The sequence below is a fragment of the Pseudomonas sp. KH_021 genome (genome assembly GCF_057838865.1).
On record NZ_CM174477.1, the window covers coordinates 5,576,966 to 5,594,688 of the forward strand.

A 17,723-nucleotide genomic window follows, 5' to 3' on the forward strand; every position below is an offset into this window, starting at 1 on the left:
TTACTGAAGCCAGGGCGGTGGCGGTGGCTCCTCCGGGCCTCGGGAAGGCGCTTTCTCGGCGTCTGCTCGAGCCGCCTGGCGGCGCTCTTCGTCGCGGCGGGCCGCTTCGATTTCACGCATGACGCCATGGACATCAGCGTGCGCGGCAATCTCGACAAACTCACCGGTCAGGTTGCTGCCCGAGTGCAGGGTGCCGGCCTGATACAACGCCCACATTTCCTTGGCGTAGCGGGTGTGCCGTAGTTCTGGCGCGAAACGCCCGAAATAACTGGCCATGTTGCCGACATCGCGCTCAAGCATGCTGAACGCATGGTTGTTGCCCGCAGCGTCCACCGCCTGAGGCAGGTCGATGATCACCGGCCCATCGGGGCCCAACAGCACGTTGAACTCCGACAAGTCCCCGTGTACCAGCCCGGTACACAGCATCAGCACGATCTGGCGAATCAGGAAGGCGTGATATTCGCGCGCCTGTTCGGGTTCGAGCACCACATCGTTCAAGCGTGGCGCCGCATCGCCATATTCATCGGCCACCAGCTCCATGAGCAACACGCCGTCGAGAAAGTCATACGGCTTGGGCACACGCACACCGGCACCGGCCAGGCGGAACAGCGCCGCCACTTCGGCGTTCTGCCAGGCATCTTCGGTTTCCTTGCGCCCGAACTTCGAGCCCTTGGCCATGGCCCGAGCCTGACGGCTGTTACGAACCTTGCGGCCCTCCTGGTATTCAGCGGCCTGACGGAAGCTGCGTTTATTGGCTTCCTTGTAAACCTTGGCGCAACGCAATTCCTTGCCGCACCGCACCACGTATACCGCTGCCTCTTTCCCGCTCATCAGGGGGCGCAGCACCTCGTCGACCAGACCGTCTTCAATCAACGGTTCAATGCGTTTGGGAGTCTTCATCGGCTTTTATTCTGGGTCCTTTTTTACCTGACACGCGAGCAACATTCATTTGCCAGCCAAGCTGACCTACAAACCGAGAGCACTTTTAGCGGTTAATAACCCCACTGACCACCCTTTTATCCAATTGATTCCTTACAAAGCTTGCCCGGGCATTTTCCGCTCATCGGGAATATTCACAATAGCGTCATTTTTCACCCTGGAACGCTCAATGTTTCTGACTTGATGCCGACCTTTTCGTACACAACATAACAATAAAACCTACGAAGCTTTTATACGACTGCCACCTTCGCAAGCCCTTGAGGGCTTCGCGTCTATAAGAAAAATCTGGAGCGCGGATGAATATCAAACAGAAACTGACCTGGGGATTTGCGGTCATCGCCTGCCTGCCCGTCCTCCTGGTCGCCATCCTGGTGGTCCTGAACGTGCGCAGCGAAGCACGCACCGGCTTTCTGGATGGCAGCAGCCGCGAGATTCGCCAGGTGTCCAACGCGATGCAGTTGTTCTTCCAGAGCATCAGCCAGAACGTCGATTACCTGGCCAGCCAGCCACTGGTCAAAAATGCCGACGGCAGCGTCAAAAAGCACATGAGCGCCAATGCGGCCGACCTTCCTCAGAGTGAGCTGGACAAGCAACTGTTTGACTTGTTTTCAGGCCTGGCCGCCAGCCACCCCGACTATGCCTATGTGTCCTACGGCTTGAAAGACGGCGGTTATGCCTTCTGGCCTGGCGACGCCAAAATGTCGAACTACGACCCACGCCAGCGCCCCTGGTTCAAGACCGCCATGGCCAACCCAGGCAAGACCTTGCGTACCGAAGCCTATTATTGGGCGGGCGACGATGCGGTACTGGTCAGCACCGTGCGGGCCGTGCCCAACCCGCTAGGAAGCCAGGGTGGCGTGGTCAATATCGATGTGTCGCTCAAGCAACTGACCGAGATCGTCAAGCAGATCAAGCTGGGCGAAAGCGGCTACATGATGCTGATGGAACACGACGGCACCGTATTGGTTGACCCCAAGCAACCTCAACACAACTTCAAGCACCTGGCCGATCTGGGTGACGGTTACGCGCAGTTGGCCAAGGCCCGCAAGGGCTTGGTCGAAGTGGAGATCAATGGCGAACGCTACATGGCCAACGTCTGGCCGTCCGAGCAACTGGGCTGGAACTTCATCGGTTTGATCAAGCAAGCCGAAGTCATGGCCCCGGCCACGCAACTGACCTGGCTGATCGCCGTGATTGCCGCCGTGCTGGCGGTGGTGTTTGGGGTGCTGGGCGCAAGCTTCGCCAGTCTGATCGTGCGACCGATTCGCAGTGTCGCCAGCGGCCTGGAAGGCATTGCCCAAGGTGAAGGCGACCTGACCCAGAACCTGCCAATTCGTGGCCGTGACGAAACCGCTCAACTGGCCAGTTGGTTCAACCAGTTCCTGGCCGCCATCCGCGGCCTGATCCAGCACATCGGCCAGGCCGCGAACAAAATCCTCGCCACCTCGGCCAGCTCAACTCAGGTGTCCGCCAACATGGCCGAAGCCGCTGGCCGCCAGCGTGAAGCCGTGGACATGGTCTCGACCGCCTTCCATGAAATGGTCGCCACGGCCAACGAAGTCGCGCGGTCCTGCAGCCAGGCCGCCGACTCGGCCGACAACGGCCAGCGCCAGGCCCGAGAAGGCCAGCAACAGATCGATGCCGCGGTACAGAGCGTGGATAAACTGAGCCAGGAGATCGAGCAGTCGGCCAGCGCCATGCAGCAGCTGGAGCAGGACAGCAATGATATCCAGTCGATTCTGGGGACCATTCGTTCGATTGCCGAGCAGACCAACCTGCTGGCCCTCAACGCAGCCATCGAAGCGGCGCGGGCCGGTGAGCAAGGGCGCGGGTTTGCCGTGGTGGCCGACGAAGTGCGAGCCCTGGCCAAGCGCACCGCCGACTCAACCGCAGAAATCGACGGCTTGCTGGGCAACTTGGCCCAGCGTACGGCACAGGTGGCCTCACAGATGCACGCCAGCCTTGAGGTCTCACAACAATCGGTCAGCCGCATCGGCCTAGCCCGCACCAGCTTCGGCCAGATCCGCGAGTCGGTGGATGTCATCCGTGACATGAACACCCAGATCGCCACGGCGGCCGAAGAACAGCATCAGGTGGCTGAAGACATCAATCGACACATCAGCCAGATTCATGGCGATGCGCAGTTGGTGGCAGACCTGGCCAACTCGGCGCGCAATGATTCGCAGAGCCTGGCGGGGTTGTCGAACGAATTGGATGCGCTGGTGCGCAGGTTCCGCACGTAGGAGCCAGGCTTGCCTGCGATGCAAACGACGCGGTCTACCGGATGAATCGCGTCGCCTGCATCGCGGGTAAACCCTGCTCCTACACCACCGTCATGCGTCCATGCTGGTGTAGGAGCCAGGCTTGCCTGCGATGCAGGCGACGCGGTCTGCCGGATGAGTCGCGGTGAGGCCATCGCAGATTAGCGTTCGACGATGGCGGTCACGCCTTGGCCGCCGGCGGCGCAGATCGAGATCAGGCCTCGCCCCTGCCCCGCTACTTCCAGCAACTTGCCCAGATTGGCCAGAATCCGTCCGCCTGTGGCGGCAAACGGATGCCCTGCTGCCAGCGAGCTGCCTTTGACGTTGAGCTTGCTGCGATCTATCGAGCCCAGCGGCGCCTCCAGCCCTAACCGCGTCTTGCAATACTCAGGGTCTTCCCAGGCCTTGAGGGTGCACAGCACCTGAGCGGCAAAGGCCTCATGAATCTCGTAGTAATCAAAATCCTGCAACGTCAGTTGGTGACGTGCCAACAGGCGCGGCACGGCATAAGTAGGCGCCATCAACAGACCTTCCTTACCTTTGACGAAGTCCACGGCAGCCGTTTCTCCGTCGCGAAGGTAAGCCAGAATGGGCAGCCCGCGCTCTCGTGCCCATTGTTCACTGCCCAACAACACCACTGAGGCGCCATCGGTCAGCGGCGTGGAATTGCCCGCCGTCAACGTGCCTTTTGCACTGCGCTCGAAAGCAGGCTTGAGACTGGCGAGCTTTTCCAGCGTCAGGTCTGGGCGAAGGTTGTTATCACGGGTCAACCCCAAAAACGGTGTCAGCAAATCGTCGTGCCAGCCTTCGGCATAGGCTGCCGCCAGTTTCTGGTGGCTTTCGAGCGCCAACTGGTCTTGATCCGCCCGGCTGATCTGCCACTCTTGGGCCATCAATTCGCAATGCTGGCCCATGGACAACCCCGTGCGCGGCTCGCCATTGCGCGGCAGCTCGGGCTTCAGGTGCCAAGGGCGCAATTGCAGCAGGGCCTTGAGTTTTTCCGCGGTGCTCTTGCTGCGATTGATCTTCAGCAACACCTGGCGCAGCCCTTCGCTCACCGCAATCGGCGCATCGGACGTGGTGTCCACACCACCGGCAATGCCGCATTCGATCTGCCCCAGCGCGATTTTATTGGCCACCAGCAGGGCCGTTTCCAGCCCCGTGCCACAGGCTTGTTGTACATCGTAGGCCGGGGTGTGCGGCGACAGCCGCGAGCCCAGCACGCATTCACGGGTCAGGCTCAAGTCACGCGAGTGCTTGAGCACCGCGCCGGCGGCCACTTCGCCCATGCGCAGGCCATGCAGGTTGTAGCGCTCGATCAGGCCCTCCAGCGCTGCGGTAAGCATCGCCTGGTTACTTGCCTGGGCATAGGGACCATTGGAGCGGGCGAAGGGAATGCGATTGCCGCCAATAATGGCGACCCTTTGCAATGAACTCATGAGTAAATGCCTCATCAATGGCTCTTGCGGCTTCAGCGTAGGTCTTTTTTTGCCGTTCGAACGACTGATGGCCGAGCATGGTCCACACTTTCAACCTTATTTGGGGGAGTGTGTTCCATGTCTGACCGATATATCGAATTCGCCAACTCCGATCTTGGCCGTCGCCTGGTAGGTGCGGTCGGCCTGCCCAGCCCGGCACGTCTGGAGCGCTGGCAAGCCGGGCGGCTACGGCCGGTTGAAGGCGCCTTGCTGCTCGGCGGCGGCCCTCTGACAGACAAGGTCGGCGCGTTTGCCGGCAAGCTCACCGATCAGGTGTTCAGCTTCGGCACCTTTGTCAGCGAAACCCAGGAATGGGTGGCCGGGCTTGGGCCCAAGCTCAAGGCGGTGGTGTTCGACGCCTCGGCATTGGCAGACATCGATGCTCTCAGCCAACTTCGTGAGTTCTTCCAGCCGTTATTGCGCAGCCTGGACCGCAGCGCCCACATCGTGATCCTTGGCCGTGCGCCACACACTTTGAAAGACCCTCTCGCCAGCATCGCCCAACGTGCCCTGGAGGGCTTCAGCCGCTCGCTGGCCAAGGAGTTGCGCACCGGCGGGACGCTGCAACTGCTGTATGTAGATGACGGCGCCGAGGACCAGCTCGAAGGTGCCCTGCGGTTTTTCTTGTCGCCCAAGAGTGCTTTTATCTCTGGCCAAGCCCTGCACCTGACCGCTTGCGCCGAGCAGGTTCAGGACTGGACACGCCCCTTGGGTGGCCGAATCGCCCTGGTCACCGGTGCGGCGCGCGGTATTGGTGCGGCCATTGCCGAAACCCTGGCGCGCGATGGCGCCGATGTCGTGTTGCTGGATGTGCCCGAGGCCAAGGGCGATCTTGAAGCCCTTGCCGCGCGTTTGGGCGGCCGCGCCATTGCGCTGGATATCTGCGCGAGCGACGCCGCCAATCAATTGATCGAGCAGTTGCCCGACGGCCTCGACATCCTGGTCCATAACGCAGGCATCACCCGCGACAAAACCCTGGCCAATATGACCCCGGAATACTGGGACTCGGTGCTGGCAGTCAACCTCAAGGCGCCCCAGATATTGACCCAGGCGCTGTTCGACCGTGGCACGCTGCACGCGCATGCGCGCATCGTGCTCCTGGCTTCGATCAGCGGCATTGCCGGCAACCGTGGCCAAGCCAACTATGCTGCCAGCAAGGCCGGCCTGATCGGCCTGGCCCAGGCCTGGGCACCCCGCCTGGCCGAGCGCGGCAGCAGCATAGCCGCCGTGGCCCCAGGCTTTATTGAAACCCACATGACCGCACAGATTCCCTTCACCTTGCGCGAAGCGGGCCGACGCATGAGCTCGTTGGGCCAGGGCGGCCTGGCGCAGGATGTCGCCGAAGCCGTGGCCTGGCTGGGGCAGCCCGGCTCCGGTTCGGTCAACGGCCAAGTGCTGCGGGTGTGTGGCCAAGCCATCATGGGAGCCTGAAAATGACGACTCAGTGGCAAGACCTCAGTGCGCCCCCAAGCCTCGGCGGGCTTTACGCCAAGGCAGCACGTCGGCGCAAAATCAGTGGCAGCACACTGCCCGACAAAGGCCTGCGCTGCCGTGTAGCGATAGATGCACAACGCTTGGCGAACTATCGCAAAGTCTGTGAGATCGGTGACAGCAGTGTGCTACCTCCGGCTTATCCGCATGTTCTGGCGTTTGGCCTGCACCTGCAGTTGCTGACTGACGATGCGTTCCCTTTTCCGTTACTGGGCCTGGTCCACCTGGCCAATCGCATTCGCATCCTGCGGCCATTAGGCGGCTTGGCCAGCCTGCAATTGAGCGTGCATGTGGATAACTTATTGCCCCACGAAAAGGGCGCCACTTTCGACCTGATCACCCAGGCCAGCGACGCGCTCGGCCTGTTGTGGGAAGAGACCAGCACCATGCTCTGCCGGCATGCCAAGGTGGCCGGCGAGCCTGCCGCGCAGCCCGACCGCGAGCCAGTGGAGCTACCGGAAGCCACCCGCTGGTACGCAGACGCAGACATCGGGCGGCGCTATGCCAAGGTATCCGGCGACTACAACCCCATCCACTTGAGCACTACGACAGCGAAGCTGTTTGGTTTCCCGCAGGCCATCGCCCATGGCCTGTGGAGCCTCGCCTGGGCCATGAATGCCCTGCACGGGCATCTGCCGACGGCGGGTTATGAGTTTGCAGTGGAGTTCCTCAAGCCTGTGCGCCTGCCTAATGAAGTCATCCTCTCGGCCAGTGCGGCAGGGCCTAGCGGGCAGTTGAAACTGGAGGGGCACGGAGATCTTGAGCATATGGTCGGAAGCTGGACGGCTATGTAACCCCCGCGGTGCTGTAGGAGCGACGGGGGCGCCTAGCCCTTGGTCGCGATGGCAACACCGCGGGGCATCAGGCAAACCGCGTGCGCCCATCGCGGCCAGGTCCGCTCCTACGAATGGCGGGTTACCTCAGGGCTTGTCAGCACCTCGCACGATCTGCCGTAGGAGCGGACCCGGCCGCGATGGGCTGCGCAGCGGCCCCAGAGGCCAGTGGCATTGCGATGCAGACCTGCGAATTGAGTCGCTCTCAGCATCGCAAGGGCCGCTTCGCAGCCCATCGCGACCAAGGTTTGCTCCTACGAATGGCGGGTTGCCTCAGGGCTTGTCAGCACCTCGCACGATCTGCCGTAGGAGCGGACCCGGCCGCGATGGGCTGCGCAGCGGCCCCAGAGGCCAGTGGCATTGCGATGCAGACCTGCGGATTGAGTCGCTCTCAGCATCGCAAGGGCCGCTTCGCAGCCCATCGCGACCAGGTCCGCTCCTACGAATGGCGGGTTGCCTCAGGGCTTGTCAGCACCTCGCACAATCTGCCGTAGGAGCGGACCCGGCCGCGATGGGCTGCGCAGCGGCCCCAGAGGCCAGTGGCATTGCGATGCAGACCTGCGAATTGAGTCGCTCTCAGCATCGCAAGGGCCGCTTCGCAGCCCATCGCGGCCAGGTCCGCTCCTACGAATGGCGGGTTGCCTCAGGGCTTGTCAGCACCTCGCACGATCTGCCGTAGGAGCGGACCCGGCCGCGATGGGCTGCGCAGCGGCCCCAGAGGCCAGTGGCATTGCGATGCAGACCTGCGAATTGAGTCGCCCTCAGCATCGCAAGGGCCGCTTCGCAGCCCATCGCGACCAGGTCCGCTCCTACGAATGGCGGGTTGCCTCAGGGCTTGTCAGCACCTCGCACGATCTGCCGTAGGAGCGGACCCGGCCGCGATGGGCTGCGCAGCGGCCCCAGAGGCCAGTGGCATTGCGATGCAGACCTGCGGATTGAGTCGCTCTCAGCATCGCAAGGGCCGCTTCGCAGCCCATCGCGACCAAGGTCTGCTCCTACAGGCATCGACGCTTTCTGTAATGCAGCGCTTGCGTCGGCCTGCGCCGCGCCTGAAGCTATAGCCCTTCAGGAGAACCCGCATGAACCTAGTTGAACTGACCGAACGCCTGCACCGCATCCGCGACAACAATGAATGGCGCGGTTTCCACAGCCCCAAGAACCTGGCCATGGCCGCCAGCGTGGAAATGGCCGAGCTGGTGGAAATATTCCAATGGCTCAGCGAAGAGCAGTCGCGCACCCTGAGCCCCGATCAATTGGCCCACGCGGGGCAAGAAGTCGGTGACGTGGTGCTGTACCTTTTGCTGCTGTGCAGCGAGTTGGGCCTGGACATGGAACAGGTGGTGCGCAGCAAATTAGCCGACAGCGAGCGGCGGTTTGCACAATGAGCGACCGTCATTTCGATGAGCTGGCGACCCGTTTCGCCGAAAAAATCTATGGCGGTGCCAAAGGCGCGATTCGTCTCGCCGTATTGCAGGCCGACCTGGCCGAGTCCCTGCCCGATGATCGCCCGCTGCGCGTGCTCGATATCGGCGCCGGCCTTGGTCATATGAGTTTGTGGCTGGCCCAGCGAGGCCACCAGGTCACCCTGGCCGAACCTGCTGCGCCCATGCTGGAAGGGGCCCGTGAGCGCTTTGCCGCAGCCGGCCAACCGGCCACCTTCATTCAAGCGCCCTGGCAAGAACTGCTCGGTCAACTGACAGAGCCCTACGACCTGGTGCTGTGCCACGCCGTGCTGGAATGGCTGGCCGAGCCCCACGCGATCCTGCCGGTGTTGCACCAACTGACAAAGCCGGGCGGAAAGCTGTCGTTGGCGTTCTACAACCGCGACGCACTGGTGTATCGCAACCTGCTCAAGGGCCATTTCCGCAAACTGCGTAAAAACAAGCTGGCGGGTGAAAAGCAGAGCCTGACCCCACAAATGCCGCTGGACCCGCGCGAGTTAGCCACGCAACTCGACGGCCTGTGGGCAGTCGAAAGTCAGAGCGGCGTCAGGGTTTTCCATGACTACATGCCGGTCGAGTTCCAGGCCAAGGCCGAGTTGCTCGACCTGCTGGAAATGGAACTGGCCCACCGTCGCCATCCGGCCTATGCCGGGCTGGGTCGTTATCTGCACTGGATCTGCCGCCCGGTTTGAACACCGTGCGCCGGGGAGAACAACATGCTGTCGCGCCTTGCCGTTTGCTTGATGTGCCTGGGGCTCGCTGCCTGCCAAGGCACCAACCCCTACACCGCCAGCTCCAGACCGCTACCCCCGGCCCCGCCGCAAGCCGCGCAGACTTTCGACAGCAGCGCCTACCCGGCTGCAACTCGCGACTATGGCCGATACCAAAGCTGGGCCTGGCTCAACGGCACCTTGCCACCGGGCACCGCCTGGGCCGATTCGGCGCAACTGGCCGAAGCCGTCAGCAACGCCCTGGACCAACGCGGCCTGCGCCCGGCCCGTGACGGCCGCCCGGCCGACTTGCGGGTAGCCGCCGACATGCGTTTGGAAAAACGCCTTCGCCAAGTACAGGAGGACTACGGCACCTACGGTGGCTACGGCGGTTACCCTTATGGCTACAACCGCTACGGCAGCGGCTATGGTATCTATGGCAGTGTCCCGGTCGTGCGCACCTATGAAATTGAAGTCGTGGTGGTACGCATCAATCTGTTCGATGCCAGCAATGGCCAGCCGGTCTGGAGCGCCAGCGCCGAGACCAGCAGCCAGGGCAGTCTCAGAGAACGTTCGGATGCGTTACGCGAAGCTGTTCAAAAGGCATTGACGGCGTATCCTCCTAGTTAAGGCGTGCCTATGCGCACCGCCTGCAGGCAACCGGAGAATCGATCATGTTCCCTCGTCTGGCTTTACTCTCACTGGCCTTGCTGCTCAGCGCCTGCGAGACCCACAACGTGTCTCAGGACTTCGACGCCAGCCGTGATTTCGGCGCCTACCGCAGCTGGGCCTGGAAAGAACCTGCCGTGCAATACCGCCCGGACGACCCCCGAATCAAGAGCGACCTGACCGAACGGCGCATTCGCGAAGCGGTTAGCCAGCAACTCGACCAGCGCGGCCTGCGCCCTGCCCAGGCCAGCAGTCGCGGCGACCTCAACGTACAAACCTACCTGATCGTGGAAAACCGCCAGCAACAGATCACCACCAACTACGGCGGTGGCTGGGGGGGCTATTGGGGTAACTACTGGGGCGGGCCGATGTACAACGAGACCCGCAGCATCGACTACAAGGTCGCGACCATCCAGGTCGACCTGCTCGACGCCCGCGACGGCAAGCTGGTGTGGCGAGGCAGTGCCGAACAAATCATGAACAACTACCCACCCAGCCCGACCGAGCGCAATGCGGCGATCCAGAAGACCGTGGCCAAAGTGATGTCCAACTACCCGCCGCACTGAAGCCAACACCGCCCACCTCGACAAGCCCGCCCCACCTACCCGGTGGGGGCATGGCCTGCCCGCCCCACCTGCAGGGTGGGGCCTGTAGGAGCGAGGCTTGCCCGCGATTGGCCCTAAAGATCTCTACACATTTTGACGTCAGCCCCGCGTACCCGGATCGCCTCGCTTCATCCCACCCAACACCGCCTCAACCACACCTTTGGCCATCTCCACGGAATGCAGCGTGCTCAATGCCAACCCCCGGACATGACTAGGCGATTGGTCAATCATCTTGTTGAGAGAATCAATGCCATGCTGCAGAAACAGCGCGGTATGGATAAGAGCATCTTCAGCATGGATGCCAGGTTGCACGGCGAGCAACGGCAGGTGGCCTGCGTTGCAGTTGTCGATGGGGGTCTTGATGGTTTTGGCGAGGACTTTTCTGGGGGGATCGGGGACTAGCTTTTTCATGGTGGATCTCCTACTTAGTCTGAAGCCCCACCCTCCCGTTTCCACACATTTGGGTGGCAGCTGAGCGCGGGGTGGAAAACCGGGGAGTAGGCAACCCAGCAGGGCAAAAGCCCTCCCGCGCACAGCCGCCATAACAGCAGCACTGCAGCCATACTACCGCCGGGTTTCCACACCCGATCGCTGAACATTCAGCGACCGGAAAAGCCTAGTGGCAGCGCTTCCCGGGCACAACCCTCACGGCGGCGACAGATCGCGTAGGATAGGTCTTAGGACCACGATCGCGCCAGATGCCAGCACATTTGCTTACGTTCTTTTCAGACATGACTGCGGCCTTTGTAGGAGCAAGGCTTGCCCGCGATTGGGCTGAAAGGTCTCTACAAATTCCGCCATCAGCCCCGCGTACCCGGATCGCCTCGCTTCATCCCGCCCAACACCGCCTCAACCACACCTTTGGCCATCTCCACGGAATGCAGGGTGCTCAACGCCAACCCCCTGACATGACTGGGCGATTGATCAATCATCTTGTTGAGAGAATCAATGCCATGCTGCAGAAACAGCGCGGTATGGATCAGCGCGTCTTCGGCGTGGATACCAGGTTGCACGGCGAGCAACGGCAGGTGGCCTGCGTTGCAGTTGTCGATGGGGGTCTTGATGGTTTTGGCGAGGACTTTTCTGGGGGGATCGGGGACTAGCTTTTTCATTGTGAAATACCGTGTTCGAGGTGAAGCCGCACCCTCCCGTTTCCACACATTTGGGTGGCGACTGAACGCGGGGTGGAAAACCGGGGAACAGGTAACCCGGCAGGGCCGAAGCCCTCCCGCGTGCAGCCGCCATAACAGCAACGTTACGAACCCGTTACCGCCGGGTTTCCACACCCGATCGCTGAACATTCAGCGACCGGAAAAGCCTAGTGGCAGCGCTTCCCGGGCACAACCCTCACGGCGGCGACAGATCGCGTAGGATAGGTCTTAGGACCACGATCGCGCCAGATCCCAGCACATTTGCTTACGCTCTTTTGTAGGAGCCGGGTTCACCCGCGATGAAAACGACGCGGTTTGCCTGATACACCGCGGTGTGGCTATCGCAGTGGTCCGGCACTCCGGCAAGGCTGGCTCCTACCCAGGGATTGTGTCGATCCATGTCTCAACTGACTGGCAATGGGGCTAGTCTGAAACTCACTCGGCTTCAACAGATGTCCACAAACAGCGCCTACCCCATCAAAACCTGCATCGTTTGTGCTGACGTCATCGCGAGCAAACTCAGCTCCTACAAGTACACGTACACGTACACGTACACGAAACATATATGGCGACTGGCCAGCGCATCGCTCGAGTCTTGGCTACACTCAGCGTCTAGATCAGTAGTTGACGCTGGGAAAGACCGGCATAGGGAGTGCTCGATGGCAACAGGGATGCCGTATCGCCAGAAGGGTGCGATTGGGTTGGTGGCGGCGTTGACGCTCGGAATGGCCCTGATTTTTACTTTGACTGCCGTTGATACGGGCCGCCTGTATCTCGAACAGCGCAAACTTCAGCGCGTTGCCGACTTGGCGGCTCTGGAGGCTGCCAACCTCAATGGTGTGTGCTCCGGCGTGGGCCCCAGTGCCTCGGGCTTGGCAATTGCGGCGGCAGTTCGCAACGGCTTCGCAGTTGGGACGGGCAAGGTGCTCATCACCACCTGTGGCACCTATGCCACTGGCGCACAGAGCTTGCGCTCATTCACGCAGGACAACACCAAGAATCAGGCCGTACGGGTCGTTGCACAGAATAGCGTGACCACCAGTATCGCCGGTGGGATCTACAATCTGGTCGCTAATGGCTCAATCCCGGCCAATACGGTATTGACAGCAACTGCCGTCGCGGCCAGGCCCGGCCCGGCTTTGGCCAGACTGAATATTCGCAGTTCATTAATCAATGTGGACACCTCCAAGTCGGCACTGCTCAACACACTGATGTCTTCATTACTGGGTGGCCAGGTGAACTTGAGCCTGGTGCAATGGCAGGGTTTGGCCACGGCCGATGTCAACCTTCTCAACTACCTGGATGCCTTGGCGATCAAGGCCCATGTCAGTGCCGGTAATTACACGGAACTGCTGAGCAAAACGATTTCCGTTGGCGATGCATTGAGTGTCATGGCAACGGTAGCCCAGCAGAACAATCCCTTGGTGGATGTCAGCGGGCTCACGAACTTGAGTGTGTTGGCGCAAAACGCAGGCGGCATTGTTCTGGGAGATTTGCTGAATATACAGAATGGGGGAACAACCTCTGGGCTGGATGCCAAACTGCAAGCCTTGCAACTGGTTCAAGGCGTGATTCAGTTGGCCAACAGCCAGAATGGCGCAGATGTCACGTTGACCGTAAGCCTCTTGGGAATAGCCAACTTGACTGCCCGCGTAAAAATTATCGAGCCGCCGCAGTTTTCTGTAGTCGGCGATCCCTCGAAAGCAACTAATAACCCAAACGACCCTAATCAAATCTATGTTCGCACTGCACAAATCCGCGTATTACTAACTCTGAATATTGGAGGAATACAAAGCGCCGAACCTCCCTTGGGAGGAGCCACAATTTTACCTAATGGTACTAATCTTGATATCGGACTCGACGTCGCAAGCGGCGGTAGCCATGTGACAGGTCACAACTGCACCCTCACAAACAAAAGTTTAACCGTAAAAAACGAAGCCGCCGCGGTAAAGGTGATGATCGGCACTATCAACAAAAATGACTTCTTCAGCTCAAACAAGACGGTTACTGCAGAACCACTTGTTATATTGGATCTACTGGGCGCCAAAGTAGGGCTTGCCGCGAATCCTTCGGTGTTCGAAAACTTTGAAAGCTATAACTATCTACAGCCTCCAGAGCTTGAGGCCCCTTCAGCTGAGCACTCCTTGTCATCTACAAATATCGTAAATAGCCTGACGACCACTCTCTCAAAAATTGAGCTTACTCCCGACCTGTTCGTTCTCAAGTTACTGGTTGGCCTGGTGACGCCGTTGATAAGCGGGCTGTTATCACCCCTCCTCGACCCACTCATCAATAACCTGCTCGCATTGCTTGGCATTGATCTTAACCAAATCACAATAGGTGCCAACCTAAGCTGCCACACCGGCCGCGCGCAACTCATGATCTAAGCCACTAGTGTTCTGCTATCGGCAACTCCACACAGAAGCGGGCGCCTTCATCAGTGTTCTTCACACTGAGGCGCCCGCCCATGTTGTCGATGATCCCATAGCTGACCGATAAGCCCAGGCCCGTGCCAACACCAATCGGTTTGGTGGTGAAGAACGGCTCGAAGATTCGGTCCAGCAAACGCGGGTCGATTCCGCCACCGTTATCCTCGACAAACAAGCGCACCGCTTGCTCATCACACTCAGCATGGATGGCAATCCATGGTTCAAAGTCGCGCTGCTTGTCTCGGCGGGAAATCAGGGCATCGCGGGCATTGACCATGAGGTTGATCAATACCTGCTCCAGTTGATCAACAAAGCCGCGCACCTGTACATCCACGGTCAATTGCGCCACGCGCAGATCCACGCCCTTGCCTTTCATGCCCTCACTCAACAGCGCCAGCGTACCTTCCACCGCCTGGCGAGGGTCGAACGGCTGTTGCTCAATCTCCGAACGCCGGCCAAACACGCGCATATGATCGACGACTCGGGCTGCCCGCTGGACCTGGGAGTCAATACGCTTGAGTTTTTCCTGCAAGTAGTCAACTTCGGCATTGCCGTTTTCCAAGCGTTTAAGCACGTTGACGATGGCCATGCGCATCACGTTCAAGGGCTGGTTGATCTCATGCGCCAAGCCTGTGGCCATTTCGCCAAGGGTGGCCATTTTTGCGCTCTGGGTTAGCTGTTGCTGGGTGCGTCGCACCTGTGTGTTATCACGTCCCACTGCCTGAACTTCGATCAACTGACCGTTGGCATCGAACACGCCGCGGTCGGACCAGACCCACCAGGCATGTTCGCGCCCCGGCAACAGCAAGCAGATTTCTGCGGTGCTGACGGGCAACTCCGGTGTCAGGCTTGAAATTCGCTGCATGAACGAATCGCGCTGTTCCGGGGACAACCAACTTCCCAGGTCGATACCCGGCAAGTCTTGCGGTGTGCATTCCATGTATTCGGCCAGCGGACGGTTACCGAAGGTCAGTACCAAGTCTGGGCGATAGCGGCAAATCATGGCTGGCGAATCTTCCACCAAAATTCGATAGCGTTCCTCGCTCTGGCGTACCTGTTCGGCCGCCAGCGTGGCGTCGGTGACATCCAGCCAAAGGCCCACTGCCTCCACCGGCATGCCAAGGTCATCGCGTAACAACCGGGCCTCGTCCAGCAGCCAGTGATAATTACCTTGGCTGTCACGCAGGCGATAGCGCGTGCTGACAAGCCCCTCTCGCAGCAGTGTGCGAGCTCGCTGGAAATACACCCCATGATCCTCCGGGTGCACCCATTGAGCCACTTGGGCGCCTTCGGCCTGCTCTCGCGTCCATCCCAGCAGCGGTTGTAGGCTGGCACTGCAGAAATCCATGCGCAAAGCGCCTTGGTCGTAACGCTGCACATAGATCACGGCAGGCGAACTATCGATCAGGTTGTCCAGCCGCGCATGGGCGGCGGCGGCGCTTTGCTCCTGATTCTTAATGTCGCTGATATCAAGCATGAAACCCACCATCCGACGCGCCGTACCACTGCCAAGGACCTGGCCAGAGATGCGATACCACAGTGGTGGTTGGTCACTGTCAGGCTGATACAGTCGCACGCATTGCAGCAATGCAGTGCCATTGTGCTCAAGCTCATGCAAAGCGCTGCTCAGCTCATCGCGGTCGGCTGGGTGTATCAACTCCAGCCACTGTTCAAGCGTCAATCGGCCACTCGACACGATCAACTTGAAGTTATCGACCAACGCTGGCGCCAGTAGCACCTGGCCGTCGACCAACTCCCACCAACCCGTGTCCAGCAGACTTTGCAACGACTCCAGGCCTTGCAGACGATGCTCGTAGCGCTGTTCGGCCAAGCGCCCCACCAAGGGTTCTGCCAAGGCGTTGAGCAACTGCGGGCCATCACGCTCGATGGAAGGGTCAAAGACTTGCCCGGGAGTAGCGGCACAAATCAGCCAGGCGGCAACCCCACTCATTTCGTGATAGGGCAGCAATAATATTGGCGTCCCCCCAAACAGTGGCTGCAACGACGGATGCTGATTCGCGCGCTGGGCACGGCTGGCATCCAGAGATTGCAGTTCATCACTCAAGCGCAGGTCACTGGGCCAGATTCCGGTGACTTTGATGGACTCGGCGAACGTATGCCAGCCCCCTTCTTTGTGCGGAATCAGCAGCACTGCGCGCGACAATTGCCAATGCTGCACCAACTCATGCAATTGATCGGCGATGACTTCACTCAATCGCTCCACCGAACAAAGGCGAACCCGTTCATTGAGGTCGCGGGCAAGTCGCAAATGCTGAAGATGGCTGTTGGCCTGAAGACGCTCCTGCAACAGGTCTCCAATATCGAACATTTGCAGAAGCCAGCAGTCGTCCTGAGGCATCAACCAACCGCGCGTGTGGAGGGTTTGGCCATTGGGCCCCTGGAAGTCCAGATCCAGAGTCTGTCCTTGCCAGTCGGCAGGCTCCCCCTCAAGCGCCAGGAAGCTCTGTGGCTGGACGTAATCAAGCAGTGTCGCGCCGTTCCCCGAATGCAGCGCCAATGCCGGACGCAAAGGCCCCGCAAGACGCAGGACGCGGCCCTGCATATCAAGCCAGACCTGCAAACCGACAGCGGGGAGTTGAGGAGCCATTGGCACTGCAGGCAACACAGCGGGAGTACGGTTGCGCCACAGACCGAAGAGCCCTTCGCCGCTACTCAAAGCTGCAGGCTCGATTGAGCGACAAGGTTGGTTGGCAAATTAGGAACCTTACCGATCCCTGGCAGCGTCAGGAATGGAATGGCGTTGCTCAGCTTCGAGACCGGATAATCGATTCTAACGGTCAACAGGTTAGTCCCGCTCAACGTCACCACCGCATCGGTGGCAGGAGTGAACCCCAAGCCGGCGGGCATCCAGGCGGTTTTTTGCGCCACGACTTGCTTGGCGAGATTTTGCACATTGGTCGAGTAGTTGGCACTGGCCGGATCCAATGCCAAGCATCTTCGTGCCGCTTCGGCGCTGGCGTTGTTGAACGATTGCAACATCAGCAGCGGCAAGCTATAGGTCACAACCCCATAGAACACTGCAAAAAATATGATGAAAACAGCTGCGAACTCAATCGCTACCGCACCTTTTTGCTTGAACGAGAAGCCTTGTCTCATGATCACGTCTACCCTGACAGTTACACCTGTCTGACAGCATAGATTCATTCATCGAGAAAGGATGTTTTTTACGATGCCTAGTCTGGTTTTGCTGCTTTGGCTCGCGTTATGTGCCGATCAGGACATCCGTCAACGTCAGATCGCCAACGAACTGACTCTGGGAGCTGGGGCGGCTGCACTGGTTTACCTGTTTGTGACCGGACACACATGGATAGGTGCCGACGCCTCTCAGGGCGGCTGGGCACTGGCGATCGTGCTGTTGCTGACGCTGCCTGGCTACATGCTCGGCCGCTTTGGTGCCGGCGATGTAAAACTGCTGGGGGCTCTGGCGCTGGCCAGCGATACCATGCACCTACTGGGCACTTTTATCGGGGCGGGCATGGCAACCGTCATCTGGCTGGTGGCGGGGAGATGGATCTGGGGCCATATCAGTCAGAAAGTTAAGCGTGTCATTCAGAAAGTCGCGCCTGACCTGTCAGAAAAACAACCCTTCGCTCCCTTCATTTTGGTCGGGTTTTTTACCACCCTGCTGTGGGTACACTAGTGTTAACACTATGTACATAGCTCGAAAGGACGTCTACTTTTGAGCTATGCGTAC

General features: G+C 60.0%; 15 protein-coding genes and 1 pseudogene. 10 read left to right on the forward strand and 6 right to left on the reverse strand.

Features of this window, described 5'->3' with window-relative positions:
• Entirely contained in the window at window positions 1–900 is a 900-nt protein-coding gene (locus AC3IX4_RS25735) for a PA4780 family RIO1-like protein kinase (RefSeq protein WP_489258122.1), read from the reverse strand.
• A 335-nt stretch (window positions 901–1,235) separates the two neighbouring features.
• Between AC3IX4_RS25735 and AC3IX4_RS25740 the strand changes: the two are divergent.
• Together AC3IX4_RS25740 and AC3IX4_RS25745 are read left to right on the forward strand one after the other, a co-directional pair.
• Window positions 1,236–2,324, forward strand: a pseudogene (locus AC3IX4_RS25740) (HAMP domain-containing protein); the annotation flags it as partial.
• Window positions 2,325–2,453: 129 nt separating this feature from the next.
• Window positions 2,454–3,182 (forward strand): methyl-accepting chemotaxis protein, encoded by a 729-nt coding sequence (locus AC3IX4_RS25745; RefSeq protein WP_489261368.1) that lies wholly within the window; start codon window positions 2,454–2,456, stop codon window positions 3,180–3,182.
• A gap of 179 nt (window positions 3,183–3,361) precedes the next feature.
• Here the strand turns inward: AC3IX4_RS25745 and AC3IX4_RS25750 are convergent, their stop codons facing one another.
• On the reverse strand, window positions 3,362–4,639 hold the full coding sequence (locus AC3IX4_RS25750) for an acetyl-CoA C-acetyltransferase (RefSeq protein ID WP_489258123.1): 1,278 nt from the start codon (window positions 4,637–4,639) through the stop codon (window positions 3,362–3,364).
• A 117-nt stretch (window positions 4,640–4,756) separates the two neighbouring features.
• Here AC3IX4_RS25750 and AC3IX4_RS25755 point away from each other — a divergent pair, with 117 nt between their 5' ends.
• The 6 genes from AC3IX4_RS25755 (at window position 4,757) to AC3IX4_RS25780 (ending at window position 10,389) form a co-directional block, all read left to right on the forward strand.
• Complete coding sequence (locus AC3IX4_RS25755; RefSeq protein ID WP_489258124.1) at window positions 4,757–6,109, forward strand: 3-oxoacyl-ACP reductase; 1,353 nt, start codon at window positions 4,757–4,759, stop codon at window positions 6,107–6,109.
• Between the two features lie 2 nt (window positions 6,110–6,111).
• Window positions 6,112–6,963, forward strand: coding sequence for a MaoC family dehydratase (locus AC3IX4_RS25760; RefSeq protein ID WP_489258125.1), 852 nt, complete (start codon window positions 6,112–6,114; stop codon window positions 6,961–6,963).
• A 1,118-nt stretch (window positions 6,964–8,081) separates the two neighbouring features.
• Window positions 8,082–8,387, forward strand: a complete 306-nt coding sequence (locus AC3IX4_RS25765) for a MazG-like family protein (RefSeq protein ID WP_489258126.1) — start codon at window positions 8,082–8,084, stop codon at window positions 8,385–8,387.
• Window positions 8,384–9,136, forward strand: coding sequence for a methyltransferase domain-containing protein (locus tag AC3IX4_RS25770; protein WP_489258127.1), 753 nt, complete (start codon window positions 8,384–8,386; stop codon window positions 9,134–9,136). The genes AC3IX4_RS25765 and AC3IX4_RS25770 overlap by 4 nt, the downstream gene beginning before the upstream one ends.
• A 24-nt stretch (window positions 9,137–9,160) precedes the next feature.
• A complete protein-coding gene (locus tag AC3IX4_RS25775) occupies window positions 9,161–9,784 on the forward strand; it encodes a DUF4136 domain-containing protein (protein WP_489258128.1) in 624 nt (207 codons plus the stop codon).
• A 44-nt stretch (window positions 9,785–9,828) separates the two neighbouring features.
• Complete coding sequence (locus tag AC3IX4_RS25780) at window positions 9,829–10,389, forward strand: DUF4136 domain-containing protein (RefSeq protein ID WP_489258129.1); 561 nt, start codon at window positions 9,829–9,831, stop codon at window positions 10,387–10,389.
• Window positions 10,390–10,527: 138 nt separating this feature from the next.
• Here the strand turns inward: AC3IX4_RS25780 and AC3IX4_RS25785 are convergent, their stop codons facing one another.
• Both AC3IX4_RS25785 and AC3IX4_RS25790 read right to left on the reverse strand, forming a co-directional pair.
• Complete coding sequence (locus tag AC3IX4_RS25785) at window positions 10,528–10,839, reverse strand: hypothetical protein (RefSeq protein WP_489258130.1); 312 nt, start codon at window positions 10,837–10,839, stop codon at window positions 10,528–10,530.
• 389 nt (window positions 10,840–11,228) lie between these two features.
• A complete protein-coding gene (locus tag AC3IX4_RS25790) occupies window positions 11,229–11,540 on the reverse strand; it encodes a hypothetical protein (protein WP_489258130.1) in 312 nt (103 codons plus the stop codon).
• Between the two features lie 698 nt (window positions 11,541–12,238).
• Between AC3IX4_RS25790 and AC3IX4_RS25795 the strand changes: the two genes are divergently transcribed.
• The gene (locus AC3IX4_RS25795; RefSeq protein WP_489258131.1) at window positions 12,239–13,966 is read left to right on the forward strand and encodes a pilus assembly protein TadG-related protein; all 1,728 of its coding nucleotides are present in this window, start codon (window positions 12,239–12,241) and stop codon (window positions 13,964–13,966) included.
• A 4-nt stretch (window positions 13,967–13,970) separates the two neighbouring features.
• Here AC3IX4_RS25795 and AC3IX4_RS25800 read toward each other — a convergent pair whose 3' ends face one another.
• Window positions 13,971–16,685 (reverse strand): PAS domain-containing protein, encoded by a 2,715-nt coding sequence (locus AC3IX4_RS25800; protein WP_489258132.1) that lies wholly within the window; start codon window positions 16,683–16,685, stop codon window positions 13,971–13,973.
• Complete coding sequence (locus AC3IX4_RS25805) at window positions 16,682–17,125, reverse strand: TadE family protein (RefSeq protein ID WP_489258133.1); 444 nt, start codon at window positions 17,123–17,125, stop codon at window positions 16,682–16,684. The genes AC3IX4_RS25800 and AC3IX4_RS25805 overlap by 4 nt, the downstream gene beginning before the upstream one ends.
• 73 nt (window positions 17,126–17,198) lie before the next feature.
• On the opposite strand from AC3IX4_RS25805, the gene AC3IX4_RS25810 reads away from it, so the two are divergent.
• A complete protein-coding gene (locus AC3IX4_RS25810; RefSeq protein ID WP_489258134.1) occupies window positions 17,199–17,669 on the forward strand; it encodes an A24 family peptidase in 471 nt (156 codons plus the stop codon).
• The last annotated feature ends 54 nt before the right edge of the window (window positions 17,670–17,723 follow it).

Coding starts and splice junctions, on each gene's coding strand:
- AC3IX4_RS25760 (WP_489258125.1), top strand. CDS start 6,112: ATGACGACTCAGTGGCAAGACCTCAGTGCGCCCCCAAGCCTCGGCGGG.
- AC3IX4_RS25775 (WP_489258128.1), top strand. CDS start 9,161: ATGCTGTCGCGCCTTGCCGTTTGCTTGATGTGCCTGGGGCTCGCTGCC.
- AC3IX4_RS25770 (WP_489258127.1), top strand. CDS start 8,384: ATGAGCGACCGTCATTTCGATGAGCTGGCGACCCGTTTCGCCGAAAAA.
- AC3IX4_RS25805 (WP_489258133.1), bottom strand. CDS start 17,125: ATGAGACAAGGCTTCTCGTTCAAGCAAAAAGGTGCGGTAGCGATTGAG.
- AC3IX4_RS25790 (WP_489258130.1), bottom strand. CDS start 11,540: ATGAAAAAGCTAGTCCCCGATCCCCCCAGAAAAGTCCTCGCCAAAACC.
- AC3IX4_RS25755 (WP_489258124.1), top strand. CDS start 4,757: ATGTCTGACCGATATATCGAATTCGCCAACTCCGATCTTGGCCGTCGC.
- AC3IX4_RS25780 (WP_489258129.1), top strand. CDS start 9,829: ATGTTCCCTCGTCTGGCTTTACTCTCACTGGCCTTGCTGCTCAGCGCC.
- AC3IX4_RS25785 (WP_489258130.1), bottom strand. CDS start 10,839: ATGAAAAAGCTAGTCCCCGATCCCCCCAGAAAAGTCCTCGCCAAAACC.
- AC3IX4_RS25765 (WP_489258126.1), top strand. CDS start 8,082: ATGAACCTAGTTGAACTGACCGAACGCCTGCACCGCATCCGCGACAAC.
- AC3IX4_RS25735 (WP_489258122.1), bottom strand. CDS start 900: ATGAAGACTCCCAAACGCATTGAACCGTTGATTGAAGACGGTCTGGTC.
- AC3IX4_RS25745 (WP_489261368.1), top strand. CDS start 2,454: ATGGTCTCGACCGCCTTCCATGAAATGGTCGCCACGGCCAACGAAGTC.
- AC3IX4_RS25750 (WP_489258123.1), bottom strand. CDS start 4,639: ATGAGTTCATTGCAAAGGGTCGCCATTATTGGCGGCAATCGCATTCCC.
- AC3IX4_RS25810 (WP_489258134.1), top strand. CDS start 17,199: ATGCCTAGTCTGGTTTTGCTGCTTTGGCTCGCGTTATGTGCCGATCAG.
- AC3IX4_RS25795 (WP_489258131.1), top strand. CDS start 12,239: ATGGCAACAGGGATGCCGTATCGCCAGAAGGGTGCGATTGGGTTGGTG.